This window comes from Streptomyces winkii, assembly GCF_032248595.1.
GTDB classification, from domain to species: domain Bacteria; phylum Actinomycetota; class Actinomycetes; order Streptomycetales; family Streptomycetaceae; genus Streptomyces; species Streptomyces winkii.
Genome location: NZ_JASTTH010000002.1, coordinates 729135 through 744810, shown reverse-complemented (window position 1 = coordinate 744810; position 15676 = coordinate 729135). Strand labels below are relative to the sequence as shown.

The following is a 15676-nucleotide window of genomic DNA, read 5'->3' as shown; positions in this document are numbered from 1 at the left end:
CGGCTCTGCGAGAGTGGCCGCATGACGAACGCACCCGGCCACTCCGCAGCCGCCGGCCCCCTCCCCTACGGCACCCCGGACGAGCCGCGGGTGGCCGTACGAGGCGAGGCGAGCCTCGAGTTCGACCCCGAGATCGCCCGCATCACGGTGACGGTCGGCGCGCGCGGCACCGACCGGCGCGAGGCCCTGGAGTCGCTGACGCGCCGCAACTCCGAGGTGCTGGAGCTGATCAAGGGGTACGGCGAGGCCGTGGAGAAGCTGGCGACCGGCACCTTCTCCGTCTCGCCCGAACTGACGGAGAAGGGCCGCCGGGAGCGCGTACGCACATACAACGGCCGCGTTCAGATCTCCGCCACCGTCGCCGACTTCACGGCTCTCGGCGAGATGACCACGCGCCTCGCCGACCTGGAGCTGACGCGCGTCGACGGGCCGTGGTGGGCGCTGCGCAAGGACTCCGCCGCACACCGCGAGGCGCGCCAGCAGGCCGTACGGGAGGCGGTCACGCGCGCCCGTGAGTACGCGGCCGCGCTGGACGCGGAGCTGGTCGCGCTGGTGGAGCTCGCGGACCTCGGCGCGGAGAACAGCACTCCCGCCGCTCCCTCGCTGCCCGGGGCGCGCGCCGCCGGTTACGGGGGCGCGCCGCCCGGGGGCTCGGCCCCGGCGCTGGATCTGGAGCCTCAGCGGCAGCGCGTGCAGGCGCAGGTCAACGCCCGGTTCCTGATGAGCCGGCCCTCGCTGTGAGCAACGTCACGCCGTGAGCGGTTCAGTGGATCCCCGGGCTCGCTCGGAGCGTCTGGGAGCGCCCGCGGTTCCCATGCCCGGGCGCGATGAAGTCCCGAACAACGCGCTCATCGGAGCGTGACCCGTCTCACTTTAGAAGTTGTCAATGGCCGCCTCCGTAAAGGACGTTGACGAATACTCCGGGAGGCGGTCTCTACCTGTGGGTAAGCCGTAGGCTCATGGCATGCGCCGCGCAAGGATCGTCAGCACACTCGGCCCCGCCAGCAACTCGTACGAGCAGATCAAGGCGCTCGTCGACGCCGGAATGGACGTGGCCAGGTTCAACATGAGCCACGGCTCTCACGCCGAACACGAAGAGCGTTACCACCGGGTGCGCAGGGCCTCCGAGGAGGCCGGCCGCGCCGTCGGAGTCCTCGCCGATCTTCAAGGTCCGAAGATCCGCCTCGGGACTTTCCGCGAAGGACCGGTACTGCTTGAACGCGGCGACGAATTCTCCATCACCGTCGAGGAGGTGGAGGGCGACCGCTCCTGTTGCGGCACCACCTACTCCGGCCTCGCCTCGGACGTCACGCGCGGCGAGCGCATCCTCGTCGACGACGGCCGGGTCACGCTGGAGGTGACCGCCGTCGAGGGGCCCGTCGTGCAGACGGTCGTCGTCGAGGGCGGCATGGTCTCCGACCACAAGGGGCTCAACCTCCCCGGCGTCGCCGTCTCCGTGCCCGCCCTGTCCGAGAAGGACGTCGCCGATCTGCGCTGGGCGTTGCGCACCGGCGCCGACGTCATCGCCCTCTCCTTCGTGCGCAGCGGCGACGACGTGAAGGAGGTCCACCGGATCATGGCGGAGGAGGGACGGTACCTCCCCGTCATCGCGAAGCTGGAGAAGCCGCAGGGCGTGACGAACCTGGAGTCCGTCGTCGACGCGTTCGACGGCGTGATGGTGGCCCGCGGCGATCTCGGCGTCGAGATGCCGCTGGAGTCGGTGCCGCTGGTGCAGAAGCGTGCCATCAAGCTGTGCAGGCGCAACGCCAAGCCCGTCATCGTCGCCACGCAGATGCTGGACTCGATGATCGAGGCGTCCCGGCCGACGCGCGCCGAGGTCTCGGACGTCGCGAACGCCGTCATGGACGGCACGGACGCGGTGATGCTCTCCGGCGAGACCAGCGTCGGCAAGCACGCGGCCGAGACGGTCAGGACGATGGGGCGCATCGTCGAGGCCGCCGAGGCGGAGGAGCTCGCCAAGGGCCTGCCGCCCCTGACCGAGCACGGCAAGCCGCGCACCCAGGGCGGCGCCGTCGCGCGGGCCGCCGCGGAGATGGGCGACTTCCTCGGCGCGAAGTATCTGGTGGCCTTCACGCAGTCCGGGGACACCGTGCGCCGCCTCTCCCGCTACCGCTCGCCGGTCCCGGTGCTCGCCTTCACCCCGGACCCGGCCACGCGGGCGCAGCTCAGCCTCACGTGGGGCGTCGAGGCCCTGACCGGTCCCACGGTGCAGAGCACGGACGAGATGGTCGACCAGGTCGACGAGCAGCTGCTGAAGCTGGGGCGCTGCGAAAGGGGCGACCTGGTCATCATCACCGCGGGCTCGCCGCCCGGAGTCCCCGGCTCGACGAACCTCGTGCGCGTCCACCACATCGGCGAGGACGACGCTCCCAGGCCCTGAGCGCGGGGACGTACGGGGGCGGCGCGGGCGAGCGCCCGCGTGACCGCACTTCGCGACCGGCAGTGCGCCACCGGCCGCGGCAGCGCCTCAGCTGCGGGCGATCGTCTCGTGGTGCCGGATCACCTCGGCGATCACGAAGTTGAGCAGCTTCTCCGCGAAGGCCGGATCGAGCTTGGCGCTCACGGCCAGCTCTCTCAGCCGCGCGATCTGACGCGCCTCACGGGCGGGATCGGCGGGCGGCAGATCGTGGTCGGCCTTGAGGCGGCCGACGCGCTGTGTGCACTTGAAACGCTCGGCGAGCATGTGCACCACCGCGGCGTCGATGTTGTCGATGCTGTCGCGCAGCTCGGTCAGCTCGGCGCGCACCGACGCGTCGACGCCCTCGGTGGTGTCGGGGGCCGGGCCGGAACCGGAGCCCGAGCCCGAGGAGCCGGAGCCCGCTCCGGAATCCCGGTCCGTAGCCCTGCCCGTGCCCGTGCCGGTGCCGCTGGTCTCGCCGTGGGTCTTCGCCATGCCTGCCGTTTCCAGGTCGCGGGGATGGTGGCCTGCTCCGACCCTATGCCGACCGCACGGCCGCTCCCGCGCCCGTACAGTGACAGTGACCGAGAGAACTCCGGGGGTGGTGGCCATGACGGCACAGGGCGCACCGACCGGGCCCGCCGCGGACCCTGTCGAGCGCGGGTTCCCGCACCTGACGACCGTGCGGGCCGCGATCACCGCGCTCTACAAGCGCCTCTCGTGGGACACCGTGCGGATCTTCGACGTCAGCGTCCCGCCCAGCGACGTCGCCTTCTCCGACTCCGAGGACCTCTACGCCGGGGTGCAGCGGGTCGCACGCGTCATGGTGCAGCAGTTCCGGCTGCCGGACGCCCGCATGATCGTCAGCTTCCGCGAGATGGAGCACGCGGCGCACGTCGAACTCGCCGCGGGCCCCGAGTACTTCATCGAGCTGAACGCCCGCTTCAAGCGCCACCGCCGCGACATCGGCGCGGCTCTCGCGCACGAGGTGATGCACGTGTATCTGCACCGCCTCGGCCTCGCCTTCCACGGCACCCGCGACAACGAGATCCTCACCGACACCGCGACCACCTACCTCGGCGCGGGCTGGCTCCTGCTGGACGCGTTCCGGCAGGACCAGGTCTCCTCGCAGAAGCTCGGCTACCTCACGCCCGAGGAGTTCGGCTACGTCCTGGCCAAGCGCGCCGCGGCCTTCGGCGAGGGCCCCGAGGTGTGGTTCACCAGCCCGCAGGCGTACGAGGCGTATCTGAGGGGCAGCGGCCTGGCCCGGTCCGACGAGACGCGGCCGCCGCTGGCCGCCTCCGGCTGGGCGGGCCGCCGCCGCTACACGCGGGACCGGCGCCATGCGCTGGCGCGGCCGGGCAGCACCCCGTATCCGCCGGACGCCGACGCCTACTCGTACACCTTCGAGAGCCGCTCGCCGCTGCGGGTCTCCTTCCCCTGCCCCACCTGCCAGCAGCGCATCCGCGTCCCGGTGCGCGGCACGATGCGGGTGCGGTGCGGGCTGTGCCGCTCGGTGCTGGACTGCGACACCTGACGGGACGGCCGGCGAGCGGCCCGGCCAGGACCGCGGACGGGACCTCCGCCCCTCGGCCCCTCAGCCCTCAGCCCTTCCGCGCGCCGCCCGTGTCCACGGCCACCTCGAAGTGCACCGTGCGGCCCGCCTTGCGGCGCAGCAGCACTCGGTGCATGAAGGGCACCAACGCCCCGTGCAGGAAGGGGTACTTGGCACGCAGCACCCTCGCCGCGTGCCGGTCCTCGGCGCCGCCGCGCTCCAACCGCCGCAGCCGCACGGGCAGCCGGCGCCCCGGACGCCTGCCGAGCGTGGTGCACGGCGCGACGAGCGCGCGCGGATCGCGGCCCAGCCGCCGGGTCTTCACGGAGTTGGCGAAGCTGCGGACGTAGGCGTGGTCGCCCTCCACGGCGATGCTCACGGGTGTGCCGCCGCTGCCTCCGTCGCGCCGGTACGTCGTCAGCAGGACGGTCTTCTGCCGTACGTACGGGGCCAGTTCGGCCCGTGCCGCCGTCTCCACGCCTCCGGTCACCCAGCCCAGCTGACGCAGCCGTACGGCGAACGCGGCCGCGGCGGCCAGCCCCGCACCGGCGATCACGGGGATCTCCCAGCCGTGGCCGCCGTGCCCGATGTCGGCGACGTGATTCCCGGCGTGCGCGGCGCTGAGGACGACGAATCCGGCGAGCGCCGTGAGCAGCGCGTCGTACCAGACGCACGCGAGCAGCAGCGCCGCCGCGACGCCGAGCTGGAAGGCGCCGACGTCCTGCACGAAGTGCTCCCCGCTGCCCGCGCCCGCGCCCCCGGCGTGCGCCGACGGCACGGGAAAGCCGACGGCCTCCGCGAAGGAGTGCGGCGCCGCGAGCGCCCACACACCGCCCGCGGCCATGCCCGCCCCCGCGAGCAGCGCCACCGCCACCACGAACCAGCGCCCGCGAGCACCGCCCGCCGCGCCGCCCCCAGCATCCCTGACACCGTCCTGCACCATGTCCGCCTCGCCTTCCTCGACCCGGCGGGCCCGCCCGCGTCCGCCGCACCGCCGCCGGCCCTCACTGAACTAGGACGGCCCGGAGCGGCAGTTCGTGACACGCCGGCGCGCAGTCGGGGCCGGATGACGTACGTTCGGCGTCATGAGCCCTTCCATCGCCACCAACACCCGTGTCGAGCTGGCCGGTCTGCTCGACTTCGTACGTCCCCGCCACCGCGCCGTCCTCATCACCCGCCGCTCCGACGGCGCTCCGCAGGCCTCGCCCCTGACGTGCGGAGTGGACGACTCGGGCAGGATCGTCGTCTCGACCTACCCCGAGCGTGCCAAGACCCGTAACGCCCGCCGCGATCCGCGCGTGAGCGTCCTCGTCTTCTCGGACGAGTGGAACGGTCCGTGGGTGCAGATCGACGGCGACGCCGAGGTCATCGACGTCCCGGACTCCGTGGAGCCGCTCGTCGAGTACTTCCGCAACATCTCCGGCGAGCACCCCGACTGGGACGAGTACCGCTCGGCGATGCTCAAGCAGGGCAAGTCCCTGATCCGCGTGACGCCCCGGCACTGGGGGCCGATTGCGACGGGCGGCTTCCCGGCGCGGCTGGCCGACTGAACGTCCGGTTCCGCCTTCCTGCCAGCACGTATGCGGACGGTGACCGCGCGTCGCCGGGTCCGTGGGGCTTCGGCACCGCGTGCCGGTCTGATCCGTCGGGCTGCGAGGTGCGCCGACGCGGGTCAGAATCGAAGTGCGGGGGGCCTTACGGGAGGCGGTAGCACCCCGGGGCCCGTTGTGCCCGGTTGCCCGCTGCGCCCGAGTCGTACAGGGGAGTTGACGCAGAGATGACCACGACAGTGCCCATGGCCACGGTTGCGCCGTCACGGACGCTGAGTGCACGCACGGCGGGCGAGGACGAGCTGCCACTGCCGCCGGGTGTGTGGCTGGAGGCGCCGCTGTGGCTGCTGGCGGGTGTCGAGAACGAGGAAGAGACCAGCCACGAGCCGAACATCTGGCGGGGCATCGACTGACGGTAACGAGCGCCGGGCGCGGAATGCCGCGCCCGGACCGCTGCCCTGGGGCCCGGCTTCGGCCGCCCCCCCGGCAGCTGACGGGACGGGGCCCTGCGCCCGTCAGGGCTTGCGGGCCGCGCCCGCGTAGATGAAGGCCTCCGCGTCGGTGATCGTGGAGGGCGCGTCGGGCCGCCAGCGGTGCGTCGGCGTCAGGCCGGGCTCGATCATCTCCAGCCCGTCGAAGAAGGCCGCGATCTCCGCAGCGCTGCGGATCTGCACCGCGGTGCCGCCCTCTTCGTAGATCTTCGTCACCTGCTCCAGATGACCTTCGTCGTCGAAGTCGGCCGTGGCGTGCGAGAGGACCAGGAAGCTGCCGGGCGCGAGCCGTCCGAGCATGGCGCGCACGATCTCCCGCGGCCGGTTCCCGTCCGGGACGAAGTGCAGCAGCGCCAGCAGCGACAGCGCGACCGGCCTGTCCAGGTCGAGGGTCTCGCGCACCTCGCGGGTGTCGAGGACCGAATCGTGACGGAAGTCCGCCTGTACGTAGGCGGTGCGGCCCTCGGCGGTGCTGTGCATGAGGGCGTCGGCGTACTCCAGGACCAGCGGATCGTGGTCGGCGTAGACGACGCGGCACTCCGGGGCCGTCTCCTGCGCGACCTGGTGCAGGTTGGGCGAGGTCGGTATGCCGGTGCCGATGTCGAGGAACTGCCGGACGCCGTGCTCCCGGGCGAGGTGGCGCGTGACGCGGTGCATGAAGTCCCGGTTGGCGCGGGCTCCCGTCTCCGCGACGGGGAAGACCTTCTTGACCTGCTCAGCGGCGTCCCTGTCGACCGGGAACCAGTCCTTGCCGCCCAGGTAGTAGTCGTAGAGGCGTGCGGCGTGCGGCCTGCTCGTGTCGATCTCCGAGAAGCCGCTCACCGGTTGAACTCCTTGCGCAGGCGGTCGAGGTAGTCACGCGTGTCCGGCAGGAGTTCGGCCGCGAGGCGCGAGACGCGCGTGTAGGCCTCCAGATGGGCCACCACGTCGGGACGCTGGTCCAGATAGACGGCGCTGGTCAGTCCGACCTCGGTGTAGACGATGTCCTGCAACTCCGGTTCCCGGAAACGGAAGTAGGTCAGATGGCCGCTCGTCCCCGAGTGTGCTCCGGCGGCCAGCGGGAGGATGCGCAAGGTGATGCGGGGATCCTCCGCCGCTTCCATCAGGCGTGCGATCTGTGCGCGCATCACGGCGGGCCCGCCGACCTCGCGCCGCAGCGCCGCCTCCTCCAGCACCACCCACAGGGTCGGCGCCTGCGGCCGGGCGAGCAGCGCCTGTCTGCGCAGCCGCAGATCCACGCGGTGTTCGAGGGCGTCCTCCGACTCGTACGGGAAGCCGGCCCGTATGACGGCCCGTGCGTAGTCGCGGGTCTGCAACAGGCCCGTCATGTAGTGCGGTTCGTAGACCCGGATGACCTCGGCGGCCGTCTCCAGGGAGACGTAGGCGCGGAACCAGTCGGGCAGCGCCGTCTTGTAGTTGTGCCACCAGCCGGGCTCGTTGGCCTGCTCGGCCATGTCCGTGAAGTCCCGGGTCTCCTCGTCGGAGACCTGGTAGTGGCGCAGCAGCTCCCGCACGTACGGGATCTTCAGGCTCACTTGGGCGTTCTCGATGCGGCGGATCGTCAGGTGGCTGACGCTCAGCGCCTTCGCGGCCTCCTCCAGCGATATCCCCCGGCTCTCCCGCAGTTCCTTCAGCCGCTTGCCGAGGACGATACGCAGCACCGTGGGCGCACTCTGGCCGCTCGGCAGTGCCTCGCTCACGCACAGGCTCCTGTCCGCGACGTGCTGCACGGAGGAGCAGACAGATGCTCAAGTTCCCCAGGCCGCCGCGTAGTTGTGATGGTGATCGGAGAAAAGGACGAAGTGGGCCCGAAACTATCAGAGCTGTCCGCACACGTGGCAGGCCCCGCACCACGAGGGAGTGGTGCGGGGCCTGCCTGCCGGGAGCCAACCGGCGGTCTGTGTACGTCAGTTGTGCCAGGCCGCGGGAGGTGCGCGGTTCCCCGTGCGCGTCCCCGGGGCCGTACGGGCTGTCTGACGCCGCGTCAGCCTGTCAGGAGAGGAGCTTCTTCCCCGTCGCCGCGTCGACGACGGTGCGCTTGCCCAGTTCGCTCTTCAGCTCGACCTTCGACTTGTCGGTGACGAGTTGCTTGGTGCAGAAGTCGGCCTTCTTGTCCTCCTTCGACCAGCCCGAGACGATCACGAGCTTGTCGGTCTCGTGCACGTGCGCCCCGTACTTGGTGTCGCAGCCCCCGTGGCCGACGGTCACGGTCAGCGAGGTCTCCTTGCCCTTGACCGGCCGCTGAGCGGCTTCGAGCGGCAGCATGTCCCGGTGCCTGCCCTTGGTCTTGTCCACCTTCGGCCATTCCTGCTCGATCTGCGCGGCGCGCTTCTCGAAGCGGGTCTGCTTCTCCGGGGGCTCGCTGCTGACGGTCTGCTCGCTGCCCCCGCACGCCGTCGCCGTCAGCGCCACGGCGGCCATCGCCGGAGCCAGTACGAGCGCGGCCCTGCGTCGGGTGGTACCTGTCGTGCTGCGTCGCATCTTCGATCTACCTCCTGCTTCACCGCTCTGACGGAAGAGGGGCGCGGGAGGTTCCCCCTGTGGTCATACGAGCTGCCGCGGGTGCGTTCTCGCTGGTCGAAGCGGGTGTGGCCGCACGGCGGGCCGACAGGGCTTGCCGTGCGGCCCCAGCACTGCGTCCGTGCTCCGCTCCCCGCCGCCGTTCCTGCCGGCCGTCGTTAATCCGTCGTGCGCGTCGCGCGGGCGCCGTAGGGTCGATGGGCGTGGCGAGCGACTTCAACGGTCAGCCGCCGGCGCGAGCGGCACAGGCCCGGGATCCAGTATGGGTTCGGCCAGGACCCCGGCCGAATTCGTATGCGCCGGGCCCGCGTTGACGTACTGAGAACGCAGCGGCTGCTGCGGTGGCGGCATCTGCCGGTGTGCCGGGCCGGCAGCACGAACGGCCTTGAGGGAGAGGGAAGGAGGGGATCGCCGTGAGATTCCGAACCTAGCCGCCCGCCCGGAGAGTCCGGGAGCACGGGCGGCGGTTCCGGAAGGAACGCGATGTCCCGTACGGACAAGACGAAGCCGCTGTGGGTCCGCCACGCGGAGCACCGCCCCCGTCCCGTCCACGATCACCGCCACGGCGACTGCGATCTGCCGCCGAAGCCGGCGCGTGAGGAGACGGACACCCGCTGCCGCTGGGAACGCCCCGACGCGCTGCTGTTCACCCACACCTGCTGCTCGGGATGCAGCAGGCGCGGCTGTGTGAAGGAGTGGCAGGACATGGTCAGGGCGAGCAACCGCAGGGAGCGTTACGAGGGGCGGCGTCAGGCTCGCCGCGCCGCCGCCGAAGCGGCCGGAGAGCGCGAGGACTGAGACCGCACCGCTACGCGCGCCTGCCCCGCCTGACGCACCCCCCGACTCGGCCTCCACGGGCACCTGTTGGCACCAGCCACCGGTGCCGCCCGGCCAGGGCGGCGACGCACGGTACGTAAGCACACCACGGCACCCGCCCCGGTCGGGAGGGGCGAGCACCGTGGCCGTGCGGAACCCCCGGCCGCTGGAAGCGGAGGCTGAGGCTCAGACCGCCATCGCGCGGTCCGTCGGGCCGATGGGCGCCGGAAGAGCGCTGGTGCCCATGAGGTAGCGGTCGACTCCCTTGGCCGCCGAGCGGCCCTCGGCGATGGCCCAGACGATCAGGGACTGGCCGCGGCCGGCGTCACCGGCGACGAAGACACCGTCGACGTTCGTGGCGTAGTTGCCGTCACGGGCGACGTTGCCCCGCTGGTCGAGCTCGACGCCGAACTGCTCCACCAGGCCGTTCTCCCGGTCCACACCGGTGAACCCCATGGCCAGGGTGACCAGTTGGGCCGGGATCCGCCGCTCGGTGCCGGGCTTCTGCTCGGGCCTGCCGTCCACCATCTCCACCTCGACCAGGTGCAGCCACTGGACGTTGCCGTCCTCGTCGCCCTCGAAGTGGGTGGTGTTGACGGAGTAGACCCGCTCGCCCCCCTCCTCGTGCGCGGAGGTGACCTTGTAGAGCATCGGGAAGGTCGGCCACGGCTGGTGCGGCGCCCGCTCCTCGCCCGGCTTGGGCATGATCTCCAGCTGCGTGACGGAGGCCGCGCCCTGCCGGTGCGCCGTACCGACGCAGTCGGCGCCGGTGTCGCCGCCGCCGATGACGACGACGTGCTTGCCCTCGGCGCTGATGGGGGAGACCGTCAGGTCGCCCTCCTGCACCTTGTTGGACAGCGGGAGATACTCCATCGCCTGGTGCACGCCGTTCAGTTCGCGGCCGGGCACCGGCAGGTCCCGGGCCGTGGTGGCGCCCGCCGCGATGACGACGGCGTCGTGCCGCTTGCGCAGCTTCTTCGCGTCGATGTCGCGGCCGATCTCGACCTCCGTGCGGAACTTGGTGCCCTCCGCGCGCATCTGCTCGATGCGCCGGTTGATGTGCCGCTTCTCCATCTTGAACTCGGGGATGCCGTAGCGCAGCAGGCCGCCGAGCCGGTCGGCCCGCTCGTAGACGGCGACGGTGTGCCCGGCGCGCGTCAGCTGCTGCGCCGCCGCGAGCCCTGCCGGGCCGGAGCCGACGACCGCGACCGTCTTGCCCGAGAGGCGGTCCGGCGGCTGCGGCGTGACGTGGCCGTTGTCCCACGCCTTGTCGATGATGGTGACCTCGACGTTCTTGATGGTCACCGGCGGCTGGTTGATGCCCAGCACGCACGCCGACTCGCACGGCGCGGGACACAACCGCCCCGTGAACTCGGGGAAGTTGTTCGTCGCGTGCAGCCGCTCTATCGCGGCCCCCCAGTCCTCGCGGTAGGCGTAGTCGTTCCACTCGGGGATCAGATTGCCCAGCGGGCAGCCCTGGTGGCAGAAGGGGATGCCGCAGTCCATGCAGCGCCCGGCCTGCTTGCTGACGATGGGCAGCAGCGAGCCCGGGACGTACACCTCGTTCCAGTCCTTGACCCGCTCCTCGACGGGACGGGACTGCGCGACCTCGCGGTCGGTGTGCAGGAAGCCCTTGGGGTCAGCCATTGGTCGCGGCCTCCATCATCTTCTCGTGCGTCTCGGACTCGCTGAGTCCCGCGCGCTCGGCGGCGTCCTTGGCGGCGAGCACTGCCCTGTACGTGGCGGGGATGACCTTGCCGAAGCGGGTGAGGGCCGCGTCCCAGTCGGCCAGCAGCGCCTCGGCGACGGTCGAGCCCGTCTCCCGGTGATGGCGGCGCACCACGTCGTGCAGCCACTCCTTGTCGACGTCGTCGAGGTGCTCGTGTCCGTAGACGGCGTCCCGCAGGCCCGCGTTGACGTTGTCCTGGTCGAGGTCGATGACGTAGGCGATGCCGCCGGACATGCCGGCGCCGAAGTTGCGTCCCGTCTCCCCCAGTACGACGGCGGCGCCGCCCGTCATGTACTCGCAGCCGTGGTCGCCGACGCCCTCGGAGACCACCAGCGCACCGGAGTTGCGGACGCAGAAGCGCTCGCCCACGCGCCCGCGAAGGAACATCTCGCCGCCCGTCGCGCCGTAGGCGAGGGTGTTGCCGGCGATCGTGGAGTACTCGGCGAGGTGGTCCGCCGACCTGTCGGGGCGCACCACCAGCCGGCCGCCGGAGAGGCCCTTGCCGACGTAGTCGTTGGCGTCGCCCTCCAGCCGCAGCGTCACGCCGCGCGGCAGGAACGCTCCGAAGGACTGGCCCGCGGAGCCGGTGAAGGTGATGTCGATGGTGTCGTCGGGCAGCCCGGCGCCGCCGAACTTCTTCGTCACCTCGTGCCCGAGCATCGTGCCGACGGTCCGGTTGATGTTGCGGATCGCGATCTGGCCGCGTACGGGCTGCGCCTCCTGCGCGGAGTCGGCGGACAGCGCGTCGGCGGACAGCTTGATCAGCTCGTTGTCGAGCGCCTTGGCCAGGCCGTGGTCCTGCTCGGTGGCCTGGTGGCGCACGGCGCCGCCGGGCAGTTCGGGGACGTGCAGCAGCGGCTCCAGGTCCAGGCCCTGGGCCTTCCAGTGGTCCACGGCGCGGCTGACGTCGAGGAGCTCGGCGTGCCCGATGGCCTCGTCGAGGCTGCGGAAGCCCAGCTCGGCGAGGAGTTCGCGGACCTCTTCGGCGATGAACTGGAAGTAGTTCACGACGTATTCGGCCTTGCCGTTGTAGCGCTCGCGCAGCACCGGGTTCTGCGTGGCGATGCCGACCGGGCAGGTGTCCAGGTGGCACACGCGCATCATCACGCACCCGGAGACGACCAGCGGCGCCGTCGCGAAGCCGAACTCCTCGGCACCGAGGAGCGCGGCGACGACCACGTCGCGGCCGGTCTTCAACTGGCCGTCGGTCTGTACGACGATGCGGTCGCGCAGCCCGTTGAGCAGCAGCGTCTGCTGCGTCTCGGCCAGGCCCAGCTCCCAGGGGCCGCCCGCGTGCTTGAGCGAGGTGAGCGGGGAGGCGCCCGTGCCGCCGTCGTGCCCGGAGATGAGCACGACGTCGGCGTGCGCCTTGGAGACGCCCGCGGCCACGGTGCCCACGCCGACCTCGGAGACGAGCTTGACGTGGATGCGGGCCTGCGGGTTGGCGTTCTTCAGGTCGTGGATGAGCTGGGCGAGGTCCTCGATCGAGTAGATGTCGTGGTGCGGCGGCGGCGAGATCAGCCCGACGCCGGGCGTGGAGTGCCGCGTCTTGGCGACCCACGGGTAGACCTTGTGGCCGGGCAGCTGGCCGCCCTCACCGGGCTTGGCGCCCTGGGCCATCTTGATCTGGATGTCGTCGGAGTTGACGAGGTATTCGCTGGTGACGCCGAAGCGGCCGGAGGCGACCTGCTTGATCGCGGAGCGGCGCGCCGGGTCGTACAGGCGCACCGCGTCCTCGCCGCCCTCGCCGGTGTTGGACTTGCCGCCCAGCTGGTTCATGGCGATGGCGAGCGTCTCGTGGGCCTCCTGGGAGATGGAGCCGTAGGACATCGCGCCGGTGGAGAACCGCTTGACGATCTCGGAGACGGGCTCGACCTCCTCGATGGGGATCGAGGGCCGCTCGTCCTTGAGCTGGAAGAGACCGCGCAGCGTCATCAGGCGCTCGGACTGCTCGTCGACGCGCTGCGTGTACTGCTTGAAGATGTCGTAGCGGCGGGCGCGCGTGGAGTGCTGGAGGCGGAAGACCGTGTCCGGGTCGAACAGGTGCGGCTCTCCCTCGCGGCGCCACTGGTACTCGCCGCCGATGTCCAGGGCCCGGTGAGCCGGTGCGATGCCGGTGGCCGGGTACGCCTTGGCGTGCCGGGCGGCGACCTCCTTGGCGATGACGTCCAGGTCGGCGCCGCCGATCTTCGTGGTGGTGCCGTGGAAGTAGGTGTCGACGAAGGACTCGTCCAGCCCGACGGCCTCGAAGACCTGGGCGCCGCGGTAGGAGGCCACCGTGGAGATGCCCATCTTCGACATCACCTTCAGCACGCCCTTGCCGAGCGCCTTGATCAGGTTGCGGATGGCCTCCTCGGCCTCCATGTCGCCGGGCAGGAAGGTTCCGTCACGTACGAGGTCCTCGACGGTCTCCATCGCGAGGTACGGGTTGACGGCCGCCGCTCCGTAGCCGATGAGCAGCGCGACGTGGTGCACCTCGCGCACGTCGCCGGCCTCTATCAGCAGGCCGACCTGGGTGCGCTGCTTCGTACGGATGAGGTGGTGGTGGACGGCGGAGGTCAGCAGCAGCGACGGGATCGGCGCGTGCTCGGCGTCCGAGTGCCGGTCGGAGAGGACGATCAGCCGGGCGCCGGCCTCGATGGCGGCGTCCGCCTCGACGCAGATCTCCTTCAGACGCTCGGCCAGGCCCCTGCCGCCCTCGTGCACGCGGTAGAGACCGGAGAGCGTCGTGGCCTTGAAGCCGGGCAGATCGCCGTCGGCGTTGATGTGGATGAGCTTGGCCAGCTCGTCGTTGTCGATGACCGGGAAGGGCAGGGTCACGCTGCGGCACGACGCGGCGTTCGGCTCCAGCAGGTTGCCCTGCGGCCCGAGCGAGGAGTGCAGGGAAGTGACCAGCTCCTCGCGGATCGCGTCCAGCGGCGGATTGGTGACCTGCGCGAACAGCTGCGTGAAGTAGTCGAAGATCAGCCGCGGACGGTCGGAGAGCGCGGCGATCGGCGAGTCCGTGCCCATGGAGCCGATCGGCTCCGCCGCGGTCTTGGCCATCGGCGCGAGCAGGACGCGCAGCTCCTCCTCGGTGTAGCCGAAGGTCTGCTGACGGCGCGTGACGGACGCGTGCGTGTGCACGATGTGCTCACGCTCGGGCAGATCGGCCAGGTCGATGAGCCCGGCCTCCAGCCACTCCTCGTACGGGTGCTCCCCGGCGAGCTGCTCCTTGATCTCGTCGTCCTCGATGATGCGGTGCTCGGCGGTGTCGACGAGGAACATCCGGCCGGGCTGGAGGCGCCCCTTGCGTACGACGCGGGACGGCTCGATGTCGAGGACGCCGACCTCGGAGCCGAGGACGACCAGCCCGTCGTCGGTGACCCAGTAGCGGCCGGGACGCAGCCCGTTGCGGTCGAGGACGGCGCCGACCTGGGTGCCGTCGGTGAAGGTGACGCACGCGGGGCCGTCCCACGGCTCCATCATCGTGGAGTGGTACTGGTAGAACGCCCTGCGGGCGGGGCTCATCGAGTCGTGGTTCTCCCACGCCTCGGGCACCATCATCAGCACCGAGTGCGGCAGTGACCGCCCGCCCAGGTGCAGCAGCTCCAGCACCTCGTCGAAGGTGGCGGAGTCGGAGGCGCCGGGGGTGTTGACGGGGAAGATCCGCTCCAGGGCCTTGCGCTGCTCGCCCTCGTCGCCGGCGCGCGCGAAGAGCTCGGAGGAGAGCTGCGATTCGCGGGCGCGCATCCAGTTGCGGTTGCCCTGCACCGTGTTGATCTCGCCGTTGTGCGCGACGAAGCGGTACGGGTGCGCCAGCGGCCAGCTCGGGAAGGTGTTGGTGGAGAAGCGCGAGTGCACCAGCGCGATGGCGCTGGCGAAGCGGCGGTCGGACAGGTCGGGGAAGAACGGCTCCAGCTGCCCGGTGGTCAGCATCCCCTTGTAGACGAGGGTGCGGGCCGACAGCGACGGGAAGTAGATCCCGGCCTCGCGCTCGACGCGCTTGCGCAGCACGAAGGCCAGCCGGTCCAGCGCGATGCCCGTGCGCGGGGCGCCGGTGTGCTTGTCCGTGCCCGCGTCCGCCACGAACAGCTGGCGGAAGGACGGCATGGTCTCGCGGGCGCCCGGGCCCAGCAGCTCGGGCGCGACCGGCACCTCGCGCCAGCCGAGGACGGTCAGCCCCTCTTCGGACGCGAGCGTCTCGATCTGCGAGACGGCCTCGGCGGACTCGGCCTCGTCGGCGGGCAGGAAGGCGATGCCCACGGCGTAGCTGCCGGCGTCCGGCAGCGGGAAGCCGGCGGTCTCGCGCAGGAACGCGTCCGGGACCTGGAGCAGCAGGCCGGCGCCGTCGCCGGTCTCGGGGTCGGCTCCGGTGGCGCCGCGGTGCTCCAGGTTCCGCAGTACGGTCAGCCCCTGCTCGACGAGGGCGTGGCTGGGTTCACCGGTCAGGGTCGCCACGAAGCCGACACCGCAGGCGTCGTGCTCGTATCGGGGGTCGTACATGCCCTGCTTGGCAGGGTGAGCGGCCTGAAACGATGCGCGCATCGGCTCTCCCGTCGTCGTCGTGGCTTGCGATCCCCCTGGGGCGCCTCCTGGCGAAGCCAGGGGGGACGA

13 protein-coding genes are annotated in these 15676 nt (G+C 71.4%); 6 read left to right on the top strand and 7 right to left on the bottom strand.

All coding sequences use genetic code 11. From position 1 onward, the window contains the following. The first annotated feature begins 21 nt into the window (after positions 1–21). Both QQM67_RS07565 and pyk read left to right on the top strand, forming a co-directional pair. The gene (locus tag QQM67_RS07565) at positions 22–741 is read left to right on the top strand and encodes an SIMPL domain-containing protein (protein ID WP_314172814.1); all 720 of its coding nucleotides are present in this window, start codon (positions 22–24) and stop codon (positions 739–741) included. Between the two features lie 223 nt (positions 742–964). Beyond that, entirely contained in the window at positions 965–2401 is a 1437-nt protein-coding gene (gene pyk / locus QQM67_RS07560; RefSeq protein ID WP_314172813.1) for a pyruvate kinase, read from the top strand. Positions 2402–2488: 87 nt separating this feature from the next. On the opposite strand, the gene QQM67_RS07555 is transcribed toward pyk, so the two are convergent. Then, positions 2489–2914 carry a chorismate mutase gene (locus QQM67_RS07555; RefSeq protein ID WP_399065658.1) on the bottom strand — a complete coding sequence of 142 codons (426 nt, stop codon included), beginning with the start codon at positions 2912–2914 and terminating at the stop codon, positions 2489–2491. 115 nt (positions 2915–3029) lie between these two features. Here QQM67_RS07555 and QQM67_RS07550 point away from each other — a divergent pair, with 115 nt between their 5' ends. Then, complete coding sequence (locus QQM67_RS07550; protein WP_314173028.1) at positions 3030–3956, top strand: hypothetical protein; 927 nt, start codon at positions 3030–3032, stop codon at positions 3954–3956. A gap of 67 nt (positions 3957–4023) precedes the next feature. On the opposite strand, the gene QQM67_RS07545 is transcribed toward QQM67_RS07550, so the two are convergent. Further along, positions 4024–4917 carry a PPOX class F420-dependent oxidoreductase gene (locus QQM67_RS07545; protein WP_314172812.1) on the bottom strand — a complete coding sequence of 298 codons (894 nt, stop codon included), beginning with the start codon at positions 4915–4917 and terminating at the stop codon, positions 4024–4026. A 142-nt stretch (positions 4918–5059) separates the two neighbouring features. Between QQM67_RS07545 and QQM67_RS07540 the strand changes: the two genes are divergently transcribed. Both QQM67_RS07540 and QQM67_RS07535 read left to right on the top strand, forming a co-directional pair. Beyond that, entirely contained in the window at positions 5060–5524 is a 465-nt protein-coding gene (locus QQM67_RS07540; RefSeq protein WP_314172811.1) for a PPOX class F420-dependent oxidoreductase, read from the top strand. A gap of 227 nt (positions 5525–5751) precedes the next feature. Beyond that, a complete protein-coding gene (locus tag QQM67_RS07535; protein ID WP_314172810.1) occupies positions 5752–5937 on the top strand; it encodes a hypothetical protein in 186 nt (61 codons plus the stop codon). Positions 5938–6039: 102 nt separating this feature from the next. On the opposite strand, the gene QQM67_RS07530 is transcribed toward QQM67_RS07535, so the two are convergent. The 3 genes from QQM67_RS07530 to QQM67_RS07520 form a co-directional block, all read right to left on the bottom strand. Beyond that, the gene (locus QQM67_RS07530; RefSeq protein WP_314172809.1) at positions 6040–6837 is read right to left on the bottom strand and encodes an SAM-dependent methyltransferase; all 798 of its coding nucleotides are present in this window, start codon (positions 6835–6837) and stop codon (positions 6040–6042) included. Beyond that, positions 6834–7715 carry a helix-turn-helix domain-containing protein gene (locus QQM67_RS07525; RefSeq protein ID WP_314172808.1) on the bottom strand — a complete coding sequence of 294 codons (882 nt, stop codon included), beginning with the start codon at positions 7713–7715 and terminating at the stop codon, positions 6834–6836. The genes QQM67_RS07530 and QQM67_RS07525 overlap by 4 nt, the downstream gene beginning before the upstream one ends. 292 nt (positions 7716–8007) lie before the next feature. After that, positions 8008–8496 (bottom strand): hypothetical protein, encoded by a 489-nt coding sequence (locus QQM67_RS07520; protein WP_314172807.1) that lies wholly within the window; start codon positions 8494–8496, stop codon positions 8008–8010. Between the two features lie 522 nt (positions 8497–9018). On the opposite strand from QQM67_RS07520, the gene QQM67_RS07515 reads away from it, so the two are divergent. Beyond that, complete coding sequence (locus QQM67_RS07515) at positions 9019–9333, top strand: hypothetical protein (protein WP_314172806.1); 315 nt, start codon at positions 9019–9021, stop codon at positions 9331–9333. Between the two features lie 204 nt (positions 9334–9537). On the opposite strand, the gene QQM67_RS07510 is transcribed toward QQM67_RS07515, so the two are convergent. Both QQM67_RS07510 and gltB read right to left on the bottom strand, forming a co-directional pair. Beyond that, on the bottom strand, positions 9538–10998 hold the full coding sequence (locus QQM67_RS07510; RefSeq protein ID WP_314172805.1) for a glutamate synthase subunit beta: 1461 nt from the start codon (positions 10996–10998) through the stop codon (positions 9538–9540). After that, complete coding sequence (gene gltB / locus QQM67_RS07505; protein WP_314172804.1) at positions 10991–15607, bottom strand: glutamate synthase large subunit; 4617 nt, start codon at positions 15605–15607, stop codon at positions 10991–10993. Before gltB ends, QQM67_RS07510 begins: the two co-directional genes overlap by 8 nt. Positions 15608–15676: the final 69 nt, after the last annotated feature.